Annotated in this window: 16 protein-coding genes; 6 read left to right on the top strand and 10 right to left on the bottom strand. The window is 61.9% G+C overall.

Annotated elements, in window-relative coordinates; all coding sequences use genetic code 11:
- Positions 1–5 precede the first annotated feature (5 nt).
- Together mltB and O3300_RS25180 are read left to right on the top strand one after the other, a co-directional pair.
- Complete coding sequence (mltB, locus tag O3300_RS25185; RefSeq protein WP_305054433.1) at positions 6–1,166, top strand: lytic murein transglycosylase B; 1,161 nt, start codon at positions 6–8, stop codon at positions 1,164–1,166.
- Positions 1,167–1,604: 438 nt separating this feature from the next.
- The gene (locus O3300_RS25180) at positions 1,605–1,937 is read left to right on the top strand and encodes a hypothetical protein (RefSeq protein WP_034751784.1); all 333 of its coding nucleotides are present in this window, start codon (positions 1,605–1,607) and stop codon (positions 1,935–1,937) included.
- Between the two features lie 100 nt (positions 1,938–2,037).
- On the opposite strand, the gene cysM is transcribed toward O3300_RS25180, so the two are convergent.
- The gene (gene cysM / locus O3300_RS25175; protein WP_035825682.1) at positions 2,038–2,940 is read right to left on the bottom strand and encodes a cysteine synthase CysM; all 903 of its coding nucleotides are present in this window, start codon (positions 2,938–2,940) and stop codon (positions 2,038–2,040) included.
- Positions 2,941–3,192: 252 nt separating this feature from the next.
- Between cysM and O3300_RS25170 the strand changes: the two genes are divergently transcribed.
- From O3300_RS25170 to O3300_RS25155, 4 genes are all read left to right on the top strand, one after another.
- Positions 3,193–4,962: an FAD-dependent oxidoreductase gene (locus O3300_RS25170; RefSeq protein WP_305054432.1), complete on the top strand. Its 1,770-nt coding sequence runs from the start codon at positions 3,193–3,195 to the stop codon at positions 4,960–4,962.
- 125 nt (positions 4,963–5,087) lie between these two features.
- Positions 5,088–6,653 (top strand): phospholipase D family protein, encoded by a 1,566-nt coding sequence (locus tag O3300_RS25165; RefSeq protein ID WP_305054431.1) that lies wholly within the window; start codon positions 5,088–5,090, stop codon positions 6,651–6,653.
- A gap of 232 nt (positions 6,654–6,885) precedes the next feature.
- Entirely contained in the window at positions 6,886–7,644 is a 759-nt protein-coding gene (locus O3300_RS25160; protein ID WP_305054430.1) for a PEPxxWA-CTERM sorting domain-containing protein, read from the top strand.
- A gap of 77 nt (positions 7,645–7,721) precedes the next feature.
- Positions 7,722–8,567, top strand: a complete 846-nt coding sequence (locus O3300_RS25155) for a sterol desaturase family protein (RefSeq protein ID WP_305054429.1) — start codon at positions 7,722–7,724, stop codon at positions 8,565–8,567.
- A gap of 86 nt (positions 8,568–8,653) precedes the next feature.
- Here O3300_RS25155 and O3300_RS25150 read toward each other — a convergent pair whose 3' ends face one another.
- From O3300_RS25150 to aroA, 9 genes are all read right to left on the bottom strand, one after another.
- A complete protein-coding gene (locus O3300_RS25150) occupies positions 8,654–9,364 on the bottom strand; it encodes a helix-hairpin-helix domain-containing protein (RefSeq protein ID WP_305054428.1) in 711 nt (236 codons plus the stop codon).
- A 164-nt stretch (positions 9,365–9,528) separates the two neighbouring features.
- Complete coding sequence (gene rfaE1 / locus O3300_RS25145) at positions 9,529–10,482, bottom strand: D-glycero-beta-D-manno-heptose-7-phosphate kinase (RefSeq protein WP_305054427.1); 954 nt, start codon at positions 10,480–10,482, stop codon at positions 9,529–9,531.
- The gene (locus O3300_RS25140; RefSeq protein WP_099665144.1) at positions 10,479–11,846 is read right to left on the bottom strand and encodes a UDP-glucose/GDP-mannose dehydrogenase family protein; all 1,368 of its coding nucleotides are present in this window, start codon (positions 11,844–11,846) and stop codon (positions 10,479–10,481) included. The genes rfaE1 and O3300_RS25140 overlap by 4 nt, the downstream gene beginning before the upstream one ends.
- Before the next feature lie 102 nt (positions 11,847–11,948).
- Positions 11,949–13,124 carry a lipopolysaccharide assembly protein LapB gene (gene lapB / locus O3300_RS25135; protein ID WP_077400762.1) on the bottom strand — a complete coding sequence of 392 codons (1,176 nt, stop codon included), beginning with the start codon at positions 13,122–13,124 and terminating at the stop codon, positions 11,949–11,951.
- A 46-nt stretch (positions 13,125–13,170) separates the two neighbouring features.
- Positions 13,171–13,473: a lipopolysaccharide assembly LapA domain-containing protein gene (locus O3300_RS25130; RefSeq protein WP_077400759.1), complete on the bottom strand. Its 303-nt coding sequence runs from the start codon at positions 13,471–13,473 to the stop codon at positions 13,171–13,173.
- Between the two features lie 248 nt (positions 13,474–13,721).
- A complete protein-coding gene (locus tag O3300_RS25125; protein WP_008446215.1) occupies positions 13,722–14,027 on the bottom strand; it encodes an integration host factor subunit beta in 306 nt (101 codons plus the stop codon).
- A 17-nt stretch (positions 14,028–14,044) separates the two neighbouring features.
- Entirely contained in the window at positions 14,045–15,757 is a 1,713-nt protein-coding gene (gene rpsA, locus O3300_RS25120) for a 30S ribosomal protein S1 (protein ID WP_071650172.1), read from the bottom strand.
- A 141-nt stretch (positions 15,758–15,898) separates the two neighbouring features.
- Entirely contained in the window at positions 15,899–16,567 is a 669-nt protein-coding gene (gene cmk / locus O3300_RS25115; RefSeq protein ID WP_251349951.1) for a (d)CMP kinase, read from the bottom strand.
- Between the two features lie 15 nt (positions 16,568–16,582).
- Positions 16,583–17,938 carry a 3-phosphoshikimate 1-carboxyvinyltransferase gene (aroA, locus tag O3300_RS25110; RefSeq protein ID WP_099665146.1) on the bottom strand — a complete coding sequence of 452 codons (1,356 nt, stop codon included), beginning with the start codon at positions 17,936–17,938 and terminating at the stop codon, positions 16,583–16,585.
- Positions 17,939–17,956 lie beyond the last annotated feature (18 nt).

Genomic DNA, 17,956 nt, shown 5'->3' with positions numbered 1-17,956 from the left:
GCTCCTTGTTACCGATCAAAACCTCCGCCCTGTCCCTGCTCCTCTCCCTTCCCCTGTGCCTGTCCACCGTGCACGCTGGCGAAAACAGCAATATTTCCGACGCCGACCGCGCCCGTGCCGTGCGCGCGGCCAAGGCCCAGCCCGTCAAGAAGGTTGCCGGCAAGCCGGCGGCGAAGAAAGTACCGGCGAAATTCGACTTCGAAGGTGAATTTGTCGACTATGCCAACTGGAAAGAAGTACGCGCCTTCCTCGACGACATGTCCGCCAAGCATGGCTTTAACCGCGCCGAACTCGATACCCTGATCGGCAAGGTGCGCTATGTCGAATCGACCGTGCAACTGATGAAGCCGGCCCCGCCGGGCAAGCCGAAGAACTGGCAAGCGTACAGCGCCCGCTTCATCGAGCCGGTGCGCATCAATGCGGGCGTGAAATTCTGGGAAGAAAATGCGGAAGCGCTGGCGCGTGCCGAACGCGAGTATGGTGTGCCGGCCGAAATCATCGTCGGCATCATCGGCGTGGAAACGGTGTATGGACGCAACACGGGCCGCTTCCGCGTGCTCGACGCGCTGACCACCCTGGCGTTTTCCTATCCGGAAAGCCCGACCCGCGCCGCGCGCATGGAGTTTTTCAAGGGGGAACTGGAAAACGCGCTGCTGTATGCGCGCAAGGATGGCATCGATCCCTTGACCCTGCTCGGCTCGTATGCGGGCGCCATCGGCCTGCCCCAGTTCATGCCTAGCAGCATCATGAAATATGCGGTGGACTTCGATGGCGATAGTCACATCGACCTGCGCAATTCCACGGCCGACGCCATCGGCAGCGTCGCGCATTTCCTCGTCGAGCACGGCTGGCGGCGCGACGATCCGGCCATCAGCACCTATCCCGTCACCGTCTCTGCCAGCCGCGCCTGGGAAAAATTCATCGGCCAGGGCTTGCAAGCCAAGTACCGGCTGGCGGAATTGCAGGAGGCCGGCGTGAGCGCCGCCCCGTCCACGCCGCAGAACATGTTGTTCGGCCTGATCGATCTGCAAAATGGTTCAGAAGCAACTGAGTATCACTTGGCAACCAATAACTTCTTTGCTATAACTCAGTACAACAGAAGTTATTTTTATGCCATGTCAGTGATCGACTTGGGCAAGGCCATCAGTCAAGTGCGCGCACGCTAACTGAAAGTCGGTGTAAAGTTATAATATTACTTGTAAGAAAGCGTAAGGGATGTTGAAGCGACCAGAAAACAAGTCTATGGTAGGGCCGATAACATGTGCCAGCCTTGCTCGCCAGCCTTTGTGCGGCACGGAATACGGAAATGGTTTTATACTTAACTTTTGTCAAAGTACAATTTTTGTTCTATCATAGAGCATAATAAAGAATAAATAGGTGTTGCAACAAGACAACACCTATTTTGTACAAAGCAAGATTACTGGGCTTTCCGGCCTGAAATTGAATCCTGTTGTACAATTGTGTATATATTACGAAAAACTGTATCCCGGATCGTACCGTGTGTGAATTCGTTCCTTTTAGTAAAGAATGAACATGAACGCAGCAAGAGCGAGCTCCGAGTGTTTTTTACTTTGCAGTGCAACTACAGAAGGAACAATAACATCATGACAAACCAAGTCGGCATTGATATGAACAGCGATTCGGACTCCGACGATCTGCTTCAATACAACCCAAACAGATTGCTCGATACCCTGATCGAAAACCTGCGCCTGAAAAACGACGCAGCCCTGTCCCGCGCGCTGGAAGTAGCGCCACCAGTCATCAGCAAAATCCGCCACCACCGCCTGCCGGTCGGCGCATCGCTGCTGATCCGCATGCACGAAGTCAGCGACCTGAGCATCCGCGACCTGCGTTACCTGATGGGTGACCGTCGCAACAAATTCCGCATCAGCGACAAGCAATTCAAGCCAAAAGAAGGCGAAACGCCACAAGGCTGATCCTGCCAGTTGCGCAGGTTTTCCCTCCCCGCCATGGGGAGGGGGTATTTCCAGCAGTTCTCAGGCCGTTCTGGCCGATATTATTTTCCCGTATCAACTATCAAGCAGGAAACACGCCGGTCGACAGATAGCGGTCGCCACGGTCGCAGACGACGAACACGATCGTCGCGTTTTCCACCGTTTGCGAGATGCGCAGCGCGATTTCGCACGCGCCGGCGGCCGAGATGCCGCAGAACAAGCCCTCTTCCGCCGCCAGGCTGCGCGCCATGCGTTCGGCCACGCCCTGGCTCACGTATTCCACCTGGTCCACGCGCGACTTGTCATAGATTTTCGGCAAGTATGCTTCCGGCCACTTGCGGATGCCGGGAATCTGCGAACCTTCCTCGGGCTGGGCGCCGATGATCTGGATGGCGGGATTCTGCTCTTTCAAATAGCGCGACACGCCCATGATGGTGCCCGTCGTGCCCATGGCGCTGACGAAATGCGTGACCTGGCCATTGGTATCGCGCCAGATTTCCGGCCCCGTGCTTTCATAGTGGGCGCGCGAATTGTCTTCGTTGGCGAACTGGTCGAGGATCACGCCACGGCCATCCTTCTGCATCTGCTCGGCCAGGTCGCGCGCATATTCCATGCCGCCCGTCTTCGGCGTCAACAGGATGTCGGCGCCGTAGGCGGCCATGCTCTGGCGGCGCTCCACGCTGAGATTGTCCGGCATCAGGAGCAGCATCTTGTAGCCGCGCAAGGCGGCGGCCATGGCCAGCGCGATGCCCGTATTGCCGCTGGTCGCCTCGATCAGGGTATCGCCCGGCTTGATGACGCCGCGCTCTTCTGCGCGCTTGAGCATGGACATGGCGGCGCGATCCTTCACGGAGCCGGCCGGATTATTGCCCTCCAGCTTGCCAAGGATGACGTTGTTGCGCGCAAGCGCATCGGCACCCGGCAAGCGCGTCAGCTGCACCAGCGGGGTATTGCCTATCGTATCTTCAAGTGTCTTGTAAGCCATCGTGTCTGTTTGAGTAGATTCAACAAAGACCCATTCTAATATGAGATGCTGGGCGGCGTATCGCTCATCGGCGCCTGCATCCGGGCCAGAGCGCGCGTCCGGATGCGCCGCCGCATGCCCCACGGCGCCTGCCGCGCTGCCGTTTCCGGGCGTGTACAAGGGTGATTGCGGCAGGCGCGCGCCGCATGCGCTAGACTCGCCACTGTTAGTTATTTTTGTTATTTGCTTATTCAGCCTCCGAACGGACTCGCCATGGCCAGCAACACACCCGAATTCATTCCCGAAACGACGCAGGACGATCCCGTCCAGTTTGCCACGCTCGACTTGCAGGGCCGCAGCCACCATATCTCGCCCGTCTTCACCCCGCTCGAACTGCAGCGCTTGCAGCGCTATGGCACGCGGCGGCGCTTTGCCGATGGCGATACGCTGTTCGAGGCGGGCAGCAGCAGCTTCGGCATGCTGGTGATATTGTCCGGGCGGGTCAGCATCAAGCGTCACGAAGTGCTGGGGCAGGCGTCGCAGCTGCGCGAAGTGGGCGTCGGCCACTTCATTGCCGAAGTGGCGCAATTGTCCGGCCGCCCCACCCTCGTCAACGGCAGCGCCGTGGGCGCCGTGGAATTGCTCGACATCAGCTCGGAATCCTTGCGCGCGCTGATCGTGGCCGAGGCGGAGATGGGTGAACGCATCGTGCGCGCCCTGATCCTGCGCCGCGTGGCGCTGATCGAATCGAATTCGGGCGGCCCCGTGCTGGTGGGGCCGCGCGGCAACGGCAATCTGTTCCACCTGCAAAGTTTTCTGTCTAGCAATGGCCATCCGCACACGGTGCTCGATCCGGCCACGGATGCGGCCGCCGCCGCGCTGGCCGGGCGTTACCAGCCCACGCCGCAGGAATGGCCGCTGGTGGTCTGTCCGGACGGCAAGATCATGAAGAATCCCGGCAATGCGGAACTGGGGCGCTGTCTGGGCATGCTGCCCGATTTGTCCGGCGACAAGATTTTTGACGTGCTGGTGGTGGGCGCCGGCCCGGCCGGCCTGGCCACGGCCGTGTATGCGGCGTCCGAAGGTCTCACCGTGCTGGCGCTGGAGCAGCGCGCGTATGGCGGCCAGGCAGGCGCCAGCGCGCGCATCGAAAATTACCTGGGTTTTCCCACCGGCATCTCTGGCCGCGCCTTGGCGGGGCGCGCCTATGTGCAGGCGCAAAAATTTGGCGTCGAAATCGCCACGCCGGCCAGCGCCGCCAACTTGCTGTGCGACACCTGGCCCCTGCGCGTCAACCTGTGCGACGGCACGCAGGTGCGGGCCCGCACGGTGGTGCTGTCGTGCGGCGCGCGCTATCGCCGCCCCTCGCTGGCGAACCTGAAAACGTATGAAGGACGGGGCGTGTATTACTGGGCTTCGCCCATCGAAGCCAAGCTGTGCCGGCAGGAAGAGATCATCCTGGTCGGTGGCGGCAATTCGGCCGGCCAGGCGGCCGTGTTTCTCTCCGGCCATGCCGCCAAGGTCCACATGGTGATCCGCGGCGAAGGGCTGGCGGCCAGCATGTCGAGCTATTTGATCGAGCGCATCGCCGCCACGCCCAACATCACCTTGCACACGCACACGGAAATCATCGCCCTCGAAGGCGACGACGATGGATTGACGGAGGTGCGCTGGCGCAACAACCGCACGGGCGAGGAAGCCGCTTGCGCCGTGCGCCGCGTGTTTCTCTTCGTCGGCGCCGATCCGAACACGGACTGGCTGCACGACTGCGCCGTGGCCGTCGATGAACAGGGCTTCATCCGCACGGGCTTCGACGTCACGCGCGCCGAATGCCGCGCGCACGGCCACACAGCGCATTTAGCCTACCCGCCGCCGGACTTGCCGGAGCGGGCCGCCCTGGAAACGAGCGTGCCGGGCGTGTTCGCCATCGGCGACGTGCGGGCCGGTTCCACCAAGCGCGTGGCCGCCGCCGTCGGCGAAGGGGCGGCCGTGGTGTCGCAGATTCACGGCTTCCTGGCGCGGCTGCCGGCTGGCTCCGCCTGAAAATCGTGCATTGTAGAAACTGCTACAATCGGCTGTTGCCATCCAGCTGAAAGAGTCCGCATGTCCCACACCGCCAAGCTTTCCTCGCGCCACAACATGCCCGCGGTCCGCTGACGGTGCGCCGCATGCTCGTCAAACTGTTGCTGCTGGCCACCTTGTTTACCGTGCTCAGCATCGCTGCCCTGTACAGCTACGGACGTTTCGCCGAGCGGTCGCTGGGTGCGCCAGGGATGGCCTTGCCCGTGGCGGCGGACGCCACCCTGCTCGACCGCGTGCTGGCGCCGCAACTGGCGCAACGCCCGGGCCACAGCGGCACGGCGCTGATTGACGACAACCTGGAAGCGTTCGCCCTGCGCGCCCTGAGCGCGCGCGAAGCGGGCCGCAGCATCGACCTGCAATACTACATCTGGCATAACGACGTCACGGGACGCCTGCTCGTGCGCGAACTGCTGCGCGCGGCCGACCGTGGCGTGCGCGTGCGCGTGTTGCTCGACGATATCAACGCGCGGGGCCAGGACGCCGCCATCCTGGCGCTCGACAGCCACCCGCTGATCGACGTGCGCATCTTCAATCCGGGCCGCAACCGCGACGGCATCTGGTTGCGCGCCATGGAAATGGCCTTGCGCGCCGTCAGCCTGAACCGGCGCATGCACAACAAGGCCTGGATCGTCGACGGCAGGGTCGCCCTCGTCGGCGGGCGCAATATCGGCGATGAATACTTTGATGCCGCAGAACAAGTCAATTTCCAGGATGCGGACTTGCTGCTGGTGGGCCCCGCCGTGCAGCAGACGAGCGACATCTTCGACCGTTTCTGGAACAGCCGCGCCGTCATTCCCATCAGCGCCTTGCACGCTGGCAAGAACATGGGCGCATCGGAGCTACAGACCGTGCGCGCCCGCCTCGACGCGCTGACCGGAGAACTGGGCGCCTCGCCCTACCTGCGCCAGCTGACCGATGCGGGCCAACTGCAAGCCCACCTCGATGGCCGCCTGCGCCTGCACTGGAGCACGCACGTGCAAGTATTGTCGGACCCGCCGGAAAAAGCCGCGCCCGTGGCCAGTTTGCAGCGCAGCGAGCACTGGCTCATGCACAACTTGCTGCCCCTGCTGACGGACGCGCGCGAGGAAGCGCTGCTGACCTCGCCATACTTCGTGCCCGGCGCGGAACTGACGCAGACTCTGGGTAAAAAAGTTGCCGCCGGCGTCCAGGTCCGGGTGCTGACCAACTCGCTGGCCGCCACCGACGTTGCCCTCGTGCATGCAGGCTATGCGCGCTACCGCCAGGCGCTGCTGGGCGGCGGCATCGAGCTGTATGAATTGAAGACCCTGCACCGCAAGCGCATCAGCCTGATGGGGTCGAGCCGCGCCAGCCTGCATACCAAGGCCGTCGTGGTGGATAGCCAGCGGGGTTTCGTCGGCTCCTTCAACCTCGATCCCCGCTCGGCCCAGCTGAATACGGAGATGGGCGTGCTGTTCGACGATGCCGCACTGGCGGCCGACATGCGCGCGCTGTTCCAGCATTCGACGGCCAGCGACACCAGCTACCGCGTATTCCTCGACAAGGGCGCCCTGCGCTGGTCCGACGCTACCGAGGAGCCCGCCAAGGTGTGGACGCACGATCCCGAAGCTGGCTTCTGGCGCCGCACGCTGGTGTCCGTGATGCGCTGGCTGCCGATCGAATCGCAGCTGTAGGTGTGCGCGGCATGCAAAAACTTTTTAATCCTGGCAAAATTGCCATCTAAAAATATTTGTTGTTTTCGAGACATGTTAGATGCCGTTTTGGCAAACGCTGCTATAATCGTTGCAACGGGACACCACCGCTGTCCCTGAAGTACCCTTCTCGCCCCTTCCGCGATTGAATAAACGTTGGCCAAAAGCTCGCCGACAGACTGCAACACTACCCTGTCACTTTTGGAGCTTTATCATGCGTAAAACATCTACCTTGCTGGTGCTGGCCGCCGCTTCCCTGTGCGTCACCACCGCCCAGGCCGCCACGACCAACCTGGTCAAGAATGGCGATTTCGAACTGACCAGCAACGGCACCTCGAAACAGCTGAACGAAGGCACGTACGCGCGCGCGGACCGCACCTACCTGAGCGACTGGTCCAGCAAAGGCTATAACTTCGTCTTGAACGGCAACAACATCGACGACACCAACGCCGCGACGGCGCTGGCCTTGTGGGGTCCGAATTCGTACAGCGGCCACGGCCCGCAAAACGGCCTGGGCGCCAGCCCTACGGGCGGCAACGTACTGGCGGCCGACTGGGATTACTTTCCCGGCCCCGTCACGCAGCAAGTCAGCGGCCTGATCCCCGGCCAGGCCTACACCCTGAGCTTTTCCTACGGCGCGGCCCAGCAAGTGGGCTTCCGTGGCGATAACCTGGTCAATTACTGGGATGTGTCGCTGGGCAACAGCAAACAGCAGACCGCATCCCTGGCCAACGTCAGCCAGGGTTTCACGGGCTGGCACCAGGCCAGCATGACCTTCACGGCCACGGACAGCAGCGAATTGCTGTCGTTCATGGCCAAGGGCAGCCCGTCCGGCGCGCCGCCATTCATGCTGCTCGACGGCGTCTCGCTGGTGTCGGCCGTGCCGGAACCGTCGACCTGGGGCATGCTGATCGGCGGCCTGGGCCTTCTGGGGTTCATGGCACGCCGCCGCAAGGCTGCTGTAGCAGTCTGAGCCGCCAGCGCGCGTGACAGAATCCGGACCAGCCCAGCCTTGTCCGGATTTTTTTGCTTCTTACCTGACGGAATGAAATGAGCCTGCTACACACCCTGCAAACCCACCTGCCCGGCATCGCCATCGATGTGCTGCGCCTGAGCCTGTGGCTGGTGCTGCTGGCCGTGATCTTCGTGCCGCTCGAGCGCTTGTTTGGCGAACGCCACGCGGGACGTTCCCGCACGGAACTGTTCAGCGACCTGGGCTTTTATTTCATCAGCAGCCTGCTGCCGGCCGCCTTGCTGGCCGCGCCGCTGGCCCTGCTCGCCGTCGCCGGCCAGCACCTGCTGCCGGACGCCATCCCCGCCACCATGTCTACCCTGCCCCTGTGGGGCAAGCTTCTGCTGGGCTTGCTGATCGGCGAAGTCGGCACTTACTGGGGGCATAGGCTCAGCCATGAAATTCCATGGCTGTGGCGCTACCATGCCGTGCACCACAGCACGGAACAGCTGTATTTCCTCGCCAATACGCGCACCCATCCCGTCGACATGGTCGTCACGCGCCTGTTCGGCCTGACGCCGCTGTATCTGCTGGGCCTGGCCGGCCCCGGCGCGGCAGGCAGCGCGGCGCCCGTGCTCTTGCTGCTGATCGGCACCGTCTGGGGTTTCTTCATCCACGCCAACCTGCGTTGGCGCTTCGGCCCGCTGGAATGGCTGGTGGCCACGCCCGCCTTCCACCACTGGCACCACAGCAAATTCGAACACATCAACCGCAACTATGCGTCGACCCTGCCCGTGCTGGACCGGGTGTTCGGCACCCATCACTTGCCGCGCACATGGCCCGATGCCTGCGGCATCGAGGCGCACATGCCGAAGACGCTGGCCGGGCAACTGGCTGCGCCATTCCGGCCCACCGGCAAGCGGGAAATTCCGGCCGCGGAATAAAAAAAACCCCGCGCGGCCGGTACCACGCGGGGTTTTCTTCTCGTGCTGCGCGGCACCACCACGCAACACGCTTTACAGCAACACGCTTACTTTTTCTCGGCTTCTGCCTTCTTCGCGTCGGCAGCAGCCAGTTTAGCTTCCTTCTTCGCAGCCGCTTCCGCAGCCTTGGCTTCTTTCTTGGCCGCCGTTGCCGCTTTCTTCGCGGCAGCGGCTTCCTTCTTCGTCTCGGCAGCCGTTTTCACAGGGGCGGCATCGGCCGCGGCAGCAGCGGGAGCCGGCGCGGCAGCAGGCACTGCCTTGGCGGCGGCGGCTTCCTTCTTGGCGGCAGCGGCGGCGGCCTTGGCTTCTTTCTTGGCTGCAGCAGCTTCCTTCTTCGCTTCAGCGGCCGACTTGGCTGGTGCCGCAGCGGTGTCGGTCGCAGCAGCTGGCTTCGGTGCGGCTTCTTTCGCTGCAACTTCCTTCACTGCAGCATCCTTTTTTGCCGGGGCAGCTTTCGCCGCCGGAGCGGGTGCCGCTGGCGCGCCGGACTTGGCCTGGCCATTCACTTGCAAGCCCGCTTCCGACAGTTTCACGGAACTTTTCGGGCCGATACCTTTTACGCGGCTTTCGAAATCGGCCCAATCCTTGAAGGCGCCGCCCTTGGCGCGTTCATCGACGATGGCTTTCGACGTGACGGGGCCGATGCCCTTGACGCTGTCGAGTGCCGCCTGGTCCGCCTTGTTAACATCGACCTGGGCAAAGGCAAAGCCCATCGTCGCGATCAGGGTGGCGATGGCCAGCAGTATTTTTTTGAACATGGGTATCTCTCCGTGATGTGGTTTCAAGATGACTCGAACGCAAGGGAGGAACAGCGCCTTAACGGCTTAACGGCTGTAGCGTGATACGGTTGACAAGATGGGACTGCGGAACTGCGGGAAAACCTGCGCCAGATCAAACGGTCCGGCGCAGGCGATACAACATATTACTGCGAAAACAGCTCGTCGCGGGTGACGGTGGCAGTGCCCAGCTTGCCGACGACGATGCCGCCGGCGCGGTTGGCCGTGCGCACGGCGTCGCCCAGGGCCATGCCGGCCCCCAGCATGGCTGCCATGGTGGCGATCACCGTGTCGCCGGCGCCCGAGACGTCGAACACTTCGCGCGCATCGGTCGGCATGTGCAGCACCTCATCGGCCGTGTACAAGCTCATGCCTTCTTCGGAACGGGTCAGCAGCAAGGCGTCCAGCCCCAGTTGCGCGCGCATCTGCTGCGCGCGCTCCGTGAGTTGCTCCTCCGTATTCCAGCTGCCGATCACGCGGCGCAGTTCGGACTTGTTCGGAGTGAGCACTGACGCACCTGAATAGCGGCTGAAATCATCGCCTTTCGGGTCGACCATGACGATCTTGCCGGCGGCCCGGGCCGCCTTGATCATCTCTGCCACGTTCACCAGGCTGCCCTTGGCGTAGTCGGACAGGATCACCACGTCATAATGGGGCAGCAGCGCGTTGAACTGCGCCAGCTTGTCGCGCAGCACCGTATCGCTGGGCGCATCCTCGAAGTCGATGCGCAGCATCTGCTGCTGGCGGCCGATCACGCGCAGCTTGATGATGGTGGAAATGGCTGCGTCGCGCTGCAGATAGCTGTGGATGCCGCCGCCTTCGAGCAGGCGCTCGACCTGGCTGCCGGCCTCGTCATTGCCCACCACGCCGAGCAAGCTCGTCTTCGCGCCCAGCGCGGCCGCGTTGCGCGCCACGTTGGCCGCACCGCCCAGGCGTTCCTCGCGCTTTTCGATGCGCACGATGGGCACGGGCGCTTCCGGCGAAATACGGCTGACGTCGCCGAACCAGTAGCGGTCCAGCATCACATCGCCCACCACCAGCAGGCGTACCTGGGCCAACGCGGCCGGCGCCGTCAAGGCGACCACCTCGTGGGCGCTCATGCGCGCGTCAGGATCGAGCGGCCGATCCCGTGGTATTCGATGCCATTCTCGGCCATGACGGCCGGCTCGAACAGGTTGCGCCCGTCAAAGACGACGGCCTGCTTCAGGCGCGCCTTGACCTGCTCGAAGTCGGGGCTGCGGAAGGCTTTCCATTCCGTCACGATGACCAGCGCATCGGCATCCTGCAGCGCATCCTTCGGGCTGTCGGCAAAGCGCACCTTGGCCAATTGCTCAGGCGTCAAGTCCAGTTGCAGCACGCGGCGCGCCTCGGCCATGGCGACGGGGTCATACACGGCCACCGTGGCGCCGCGCCCCAGCAAGTCGGCCAGCAGCACGCGGGCCGACGCTTCGCGCATGTCGTCCGTATTCGGCTTGAAGGCCAGGCCCCACACCGCAAAATGCCGGCCCGTCAAGTCCTCGCCGAAGCGAGCGACCACTTTGCGGCCCAGCACCTGCTTTTGCTGGTCGTTGACGGCTTCGACGGCGCGCAGGATCAGCAATTCCTGGCCGTGGCCGCGCGCCGTGCGCTCGAGCGCCTGCACGTCTTTCGGGAAGCAGGAACCGCCGTAGCCGCAACCGGCATACAGGAAGCTGTGGCCGATACGCGGGTCGGAACCGATGCCGTGGCGCACGGCTTCGATATCGACGCCCACCTTGTCGGCCAGGTTCGCCAGCTCATTCATGAACGAGATGCGCGTGGCCAGCATGGCGTTGGCCGCATATTTCGTGAATTCGGCCGAGCGCACGTCCATCCAGTAGGTGCGCTCGTGGTTGCGGTTGAACGGCGCGTACAGGCTTTTCAGCAATTCGCGCGCGCGTTCGCCGTCCGGCGTGGCGTCGACGCCGATGACGATGCGGTCAGGGCGCATGAAGTCTTCGACAGCCGCGCCTTCCTTGAGGAATTCCGGATTCGACGCCACCGAGAACGTGGCGGCCACGCCGCGCGCATCGAGTTCGCCCTGGATGGCGGCGCGCACTTTTTCGGCCGTGCCGACGGGCACGGTGGACTTGTCGACGATGACCTTGAAGTCCGTCATGTACTTGCCGATGCCGCGCGCGGCGGCCAGCACGTATTGCAGGTCGGCCGAACCGTCTTCATCGGGCGGCGTGCCGACGGCGATGAATTGCATCACGCCATGTGCGGCGGCAGCCTCGACGTCGGTGGAAAAGGTCATGCGCCCGGCGGCGCGGTTGCGCGCCACGACTTCTTCCAGGCCCGGTTCATGGATGGGGATGCCGCCGCTGTTGAGCAAGGCGACCTTCTGTACATCGAGGTCGAGGCAAAAGACGTCATTGCCCAGCTCCGCCAGGCAGGCGCCCGTCACGAGGCCCACATAGCCCGTGCCGATAATGGTGATTTTCATGGTTGTGCCGTATTTGTAATATGGGTTCTGACCTGCAAGTGCACAGCACAGGGTTCAGGGCAAGGCGCTGCAACGCAGCCATGAGCCCTGTGCTGGGCACGACTAATTCATGACGTTGAGTTCTTCCGTGCGTCGTGGCGGATAGGTTTCCCACTTGTTGCAGCCCGGGCAATGCCAATAGAACTGGCGCGCCTTGAAGCCGCAGTGGCTGCACTGGTAGCGGGCCAGCTTCTGCGTATAGCCGTGCACGAGGTTTTTCACCATCGACAGCTCCGACCAGATGGCGGCCGGCGCATCCATCATGCGCGCTTCCAGCAGTTTATCCAGGCCCAGCAGGGTCGGCGTGCGGCGCAGCTCGGCGCTGACCAGCTGTTTCGCCGCTTCCACGCCGTCGAGCTCGATGACGGCCTTGAAGACGACTTCGATCAGGTCGATCGACGACGCCTCTTCCAGGTAGGAGCGCAGCAGGTTGACGCCTTCCTGTGGACGGCCCAGCTTGGTATAACCGTCCATCAGACGCTGCGCCACCAGGGCCACATGCGGCACGCTTTGCTGCTCCACGCGGCGCCAGGTGGTCAGCGCGCCTTCCACGTCGCCGCGCGCCAGCAGCACGTCGCCCGTCAGGATGGTGGCGCGCACGCTCTTGCGGTCCGTCTGCAAGGCTTTTTCCAGCAGCGGCATGGCTTCGTCCGGCTTCATGTGCACCAGCGCGTCATGCGCCAGTTCGCAATAGAACTGGGCGATTTCCTTCTGGCGCGCGCCGGCGCCCGATTCCTGCAAGCCCACGGCCGCTTCGATGGCGCGTGGCCACTCCTTTTCGCGCTGGTAGATTTCCAGCAGCGCGCGGCGCGCCTGGGCCGCATATTGCGTGTCGACCAGGCTGTTGAAGGTTTCTTCGGCGCGGTCCAGCAGACCCGCCTTCAGGTAATCCATGCCCAGCTCATAGGCGGCATGGCCCTGCTGCTCCAGCGGCAAGTCCGGGCGCGCCAGCAAATTCTGGTGCACGCGGATGGCGCGCTCCGTCTCGCCGCGGCGGCGGAACAGGTTACCCAGGGCAAAGTGCATATCGGCCGATTCCGGGTCCAGCTTGACGACTTCGATGAAGGCATCGATGGCCTTGTCATGCTGCTCATTCAGCAGGAAATTCAAGCCCTTGAAGTAATTGCGCGGCAGGCTGCGCGATTCGGACACCAGTTGATGAATGTCAACACGCGCGGCAATCCAGCCCAGCGCGAAAAACACGGGGATACCCAAGAGCCACCAGAGTTCAAAATCCATGCGATTGTTTTTATTCGAGTAAGAGAGATAGGAGCGATGGCGCCGCTTACTGCGCGCTCACGCTGTCCGGTTGCGGCTGGACATTGCTGGCCACGCCAACGGTCTGCAGCGCGGCAATGGTGGTTTTTTGCTTGCTCGCTTCGCGGCGGTGACGGAACACGGTCGGCGTCAAGGCCAGTACGCCCAGGCTGGCGCCGGCGACAAAAAAGCCCAGCAGCATCAGGACCAGGGGGCCGCGAATTTCATAATTGAGGAAAACATGCAGGTCGACAACCTGCGCATTCTTCAGCGCAAAACTGAAGAACAGGACGAAGAGAACACAGCCAACGATGGTGGAGATGATTTTCATCGATACGCCCAGAAAGTACAAAAAATGCCCGTATGGCACAACCTTGGAATGCCTGACAGAAGCGTAGCGAGCGTCAGCGAGGCTCGGCGCCCCCTTTGGTCCGAGAAGCGCAACCGTACTGAAGTACGGTGAGCATCGCAGGCCGCAAAGCGCGACGCGCAGTAGCTTATGTCAGGCATTCTCAGCATATTAACAAAAAAAAGCGGCATCCAAGGACGCCGCTCTTTGTGTCGCCTTCCAGCAGACGATTAATCCTCGATGATCGGTTGTCCGACCATCGCGTCCACCCGCTCGCGCAACTGTTTGCCCGGCTTGAAGTGGGGTACCCGTTTTTCGGGAACCATCACCTTGTCGCCGGATTTCGGGTTGCGGCCGATGCGCGGGGGCCTGCTGTTCAGGGCAAAACTGCCAAAACCGCGGATCTCGATACGCTGACCGGTCGCCAGGGCGTTGGTCATCGCATCGAGAATGGTCTTGACGGCATACTCCGCATCTTTCGCCACCAGCTGAGAATAACGCTCAGCGAGGCGGTTGATCAGCTCGGACTTTGTCATCTGCCGTATCCGCAGTCTTAGTTCTTGTTATCGAACTTAGCTTTCAACAAGGCGCCCAGGCTGGTGGTGCCCGAAGCTGCGTTGTTGTCGGTAGCTGCCATCTTCTGCATGGCTTCCTGGGTTTCAACGTTGTCTTTCGCTTTGATCGACAGTTGGATACCACGGGCTTTGCGGTCGATGTTCAACACCATTGCTTCGACGGTGTCGCCGACTTTCAGGTGCGTACCAGCATCTTCAACGCGGTCGCGCGAGATTTCGGAAGCGCGCAGGTAGCCTTCAACTTCTTCGGACAGTTGGATCACGGCGCCTTTAGGCTCAACCGATTTAACGGTACCGGTTACCAGCGAGCCTTTGTCGTTCATGGCTGCGAAGTTGTTGAATGGGTCACCTTCCAGTTGCTTGACGCCCAGGGAAACGCGCTCGCGCTCAACGTCGATGGCCAGAACGATGGCTTCCAGTTCGTCACCTTTCTTGAAGCGACGCACGGCTTCTTCGCCGGTTTCGGTCCAGGACAGGTCGGACAGGTGCACCAGACCGTCGATGTTGCCGGCCAGGCCGATGAACACGCCGAAGTCGGTGATCGATTTGATCGCGCCGCGGACTTTGTCACCTTTCTTATGGGTAACACCGAAGTCGTCCCATGGATTGGCTTTGCACTGTTTCATGCCCAGCGAAATACGACGACGCTCTTCGTCGATTTCCAGAACCATCACTTCTACTTCGTCGCCCAGTTGGACAACTTTGTTAGGAGCAACGTTTTTGTTCGTCCAGTCCATTTCGGAAACGTGTACCAGACCTTCGATACCCTGTTCCACTTCAACGAACGCGCCGTAGTCGGTCAGGTTCGTTACTTTACCGAACAGACGGGTGCTTTGTGGGTAACGACGGGACAGACCGGTCCAAGGATCGTCGCCCAGTTGTTTCACGCCCAGCGAAACACGGTTCTTCTCTTGATCGTATTTCAGGACTTTGGCAGTGATTTCCTGGCCAACCGTCAGAACTTCCGACGGGTGACGTACACGGCGCCATGCCAGGTCGGTGATGTGCAGCAGGCCATCGATACCGCCCAGATCCACGAACGCGCCGTAGTCGGTGATATTTTTGACGACGCCGGTCACGACCGTGCCTTCTTTCAGCGTTTCCATCAGTTTCTGACGCTCTTCGCCCATCGAAGCTTCGATGACGGCGCGGCGGGACAGAACCACGTTGTTACGCTTGCGATCCAGCTTGATCACTTTGAATTCGAGGGTTTTGCCTTCGAATGGGGTGGTGTCTTTGACAGGACGGGTATCAACCAGCGAGCCCGGCAGGAATGCGCGGATGCCGTTGGTCAACACGGTCAGACCGCCTTTGACTTTACCATTGACGGTACCGACGACGATTTCGCCCGATTCCATCGCTTTTTCCAGAGCCAGCCACGAAGCCAGACGCTTGGCTTTGTCGCGCGACAGGATGGTATCGCCGAAACCGTTTTCCAGCGATTCGATCGCCACGGAAACGAAGTCACCAACTTTGACTTCCAGTTCGCCGTGGTCGTTCTTGAATTCTTCGACAGGGATGAATGCTTCGGATTTGAGGCCAGCGTTCACGATCACGAAATTGTGGTCGAGGCGCACGACTTCAGCGGAAATAACTTCGCCGGAGCGCATATCTTGACGCGACAACGATTCCTCGAAGAGCGCAGCAAAACTTTCCATACCGGTAGATTCGTTAGTTGTAACAGTAGACATAGGGTTCACACAGGTTATCCAGCAGAGATCGCACGATGCGACTTAAACTGGGTTAGGTTTTTGACACACCCGGACAGGCCAGGAGCCGTCAACGGGCACCACATAGCATGCACTACACATCAATACACGCTATTTTGCTGCTTATTTTGCAACTGCGGCATACCATTTCAACACGGTTTCAACGGCATCATCTGCCGTCATGGCCGAGGTATCGAGGACATGCGCCCCTTCCGCAGGAACCAGCGGCGCAATCGCACGGTGAGTATCACGTTCGTCCCGCGCCTGCAAATCCATCAGAAGGTCTTCCATATTAGCAGAAAAACCCTTGTCTATCAATTGCTTGTAGCGCCGTTGCGCGCGCGCCTCGACGCTGGCGGTCAGGAACACCTTCAATGGGGCGTGCGGGAAGATCACCGTGCCCATGTCGCGTCCGTCGGCCACCAGGCCCGGCGTCTTGCGAAAGCCCAGCTGCAAACCGACCAAGGCATGGCGGACAGTTGGCAAAACAGCAATTTTCGACGCCGTATTCCCCACTTCTTCGGCACGGATCTGCTCAGTGACATTTTCATGCGCCAGCAGGATCTCGCCGCCCGCAAAATGGCAGGGCAAGTGTTCGGCCAGCTTGGCCAGCGCGTGCTCGTCGCGCAAGTCCGTGCCGCGGCGCAGCGCGCTCAAGGCCGTCAGACGGTACAGCGCGCCCGAGTCCAGGTAATGAAAGCCCAGCTTGTCGGCCACGCGGTGCGCCACCGTGCCCTTGCCGGAAGCGGTGGGGCCGTCGATGGCGATGACTGGAATGTGGGAGGTCGGCATAGTGTTGGCAATCAATTAAATCAAAGTATCTTTGGCAATCCCCGCGAAGGCGGCGAAATACTCGGGGAAGGTCTTGGCCACGCATTTCGGGTCGTTGATGCGCATCTCGTTGCCGCGGCGCGCGGCGCCGTCCAGCGAAGCCAGCGAAAAGCACATGGCCATGCGGTGGTCGTCATACGTGTCGATGGTGGCGGCAAGAATCTGCGCCGGCGGCGTCACGCGCAGGTAATCGGCGCCCTCTTCCACTTCCGCGCCCAGCTTGCGCAACTCCGTTGCCATGGCGGCCAGGCGGTCCGTCTCTTTTACGCGCCAGCTGGCGATATTGCGCAAGGTCGAAGTGCCGTCCGCGTACAGGGCGGCCACGGCGATCGTCATGGCCGCGTCGGGAATGTGGTTAAAGTCCATGTCGACGGCTTTCAGGACGCCGTTCGAACGGGCTTCGATCCAGTTCTCGCCCATGGTGATGGTCGCGCCCATCTGCTGCAAGGCTTCGACGAAGCGCACGTCGCCCTGGATGCTGTCGCGTCCCACGCCTTCCACGCGCACGGGGCCGCCGCCGATGGCGCCAGCCGCCAGGAAATACGAGGCCGACGAAGCGTCGCCTTCCACGTGGATGGTGCCTGGGCTTTGATATTGCTGGCCCGGCTGCACGGTGAACGACTGCCAGCCGTCATGTTCGACCGTCACGCCGAAACGGCGCATCAGGTTCAGGGTGATCTCGATGTACGGCTTCGAAATCAGCTCGCCCGTGACATCGATGGTGACGGCATGGTCGCGCGCCATCAGCGGCGCCACCATCAAGAGGGCCGTCAGGAACTGGCTCGACACGTTGCCGCGCACGGCGATGCGCTGCGCGTGGATGTGACCACGGCGGATGCGCAGCGGCGGGAAGCCCTGCTCGCCCGTGTATTCGATCTGCGTGCCGACGGCGTTCAGCGCGTCGACCAGGTCGCCGATCGGGCGCTCGTGCATGCGCGACACGCCGTGCAAGGTGTAGTCGCCGCCGATGACGGCCAGCGCCGCCGTCAGCGGCCGGATCGCCGTGCCGGCATTGCCCATGAAGAGGTCAGCCTCGTGGTGCGGGAACACGCCGCCGCAGCCTTCCACGTGGTGGATCTGGTGCGCGGTGGCCGGGTCGCCCTGCAACTCGTCCTGCGTCCATTTGACGCCCAGCGATGTCAGGGCCGTCAGCATGACGAAGGTGTCGTCGGAGGCGAGCAAGTCGACGATCTTCGTCGTGCCCTTGGCCAGCGCGGCCAGCAGCAGCACGCGGTTGGAAATGCTTTTCGAGCCGGGCAAGCGCACCGTGCCCTCGGCGTGCATCACCGGTTTCAAGTCGATATGGTGGGGGTAGTGCTTGGTCTGGGTCATGCTGGAATCCTTGAGTAT

The organism is Janthinobacterium sp. SUN206 (assembly GCF_030587305.1).
Taxonomy (GTDB): domain Bacteria; phylum Pseudomonadota; class Gammaproteobacteria; order Burkholderiales; family Burkholderiaceae_D; genus Janthinobacterium; species Janthinobacterium kumbetense.
Note: the sequence above shows the minus strand (reverse complement) of the source record. Positions and strands in the feature narration are given on the sequence as shown.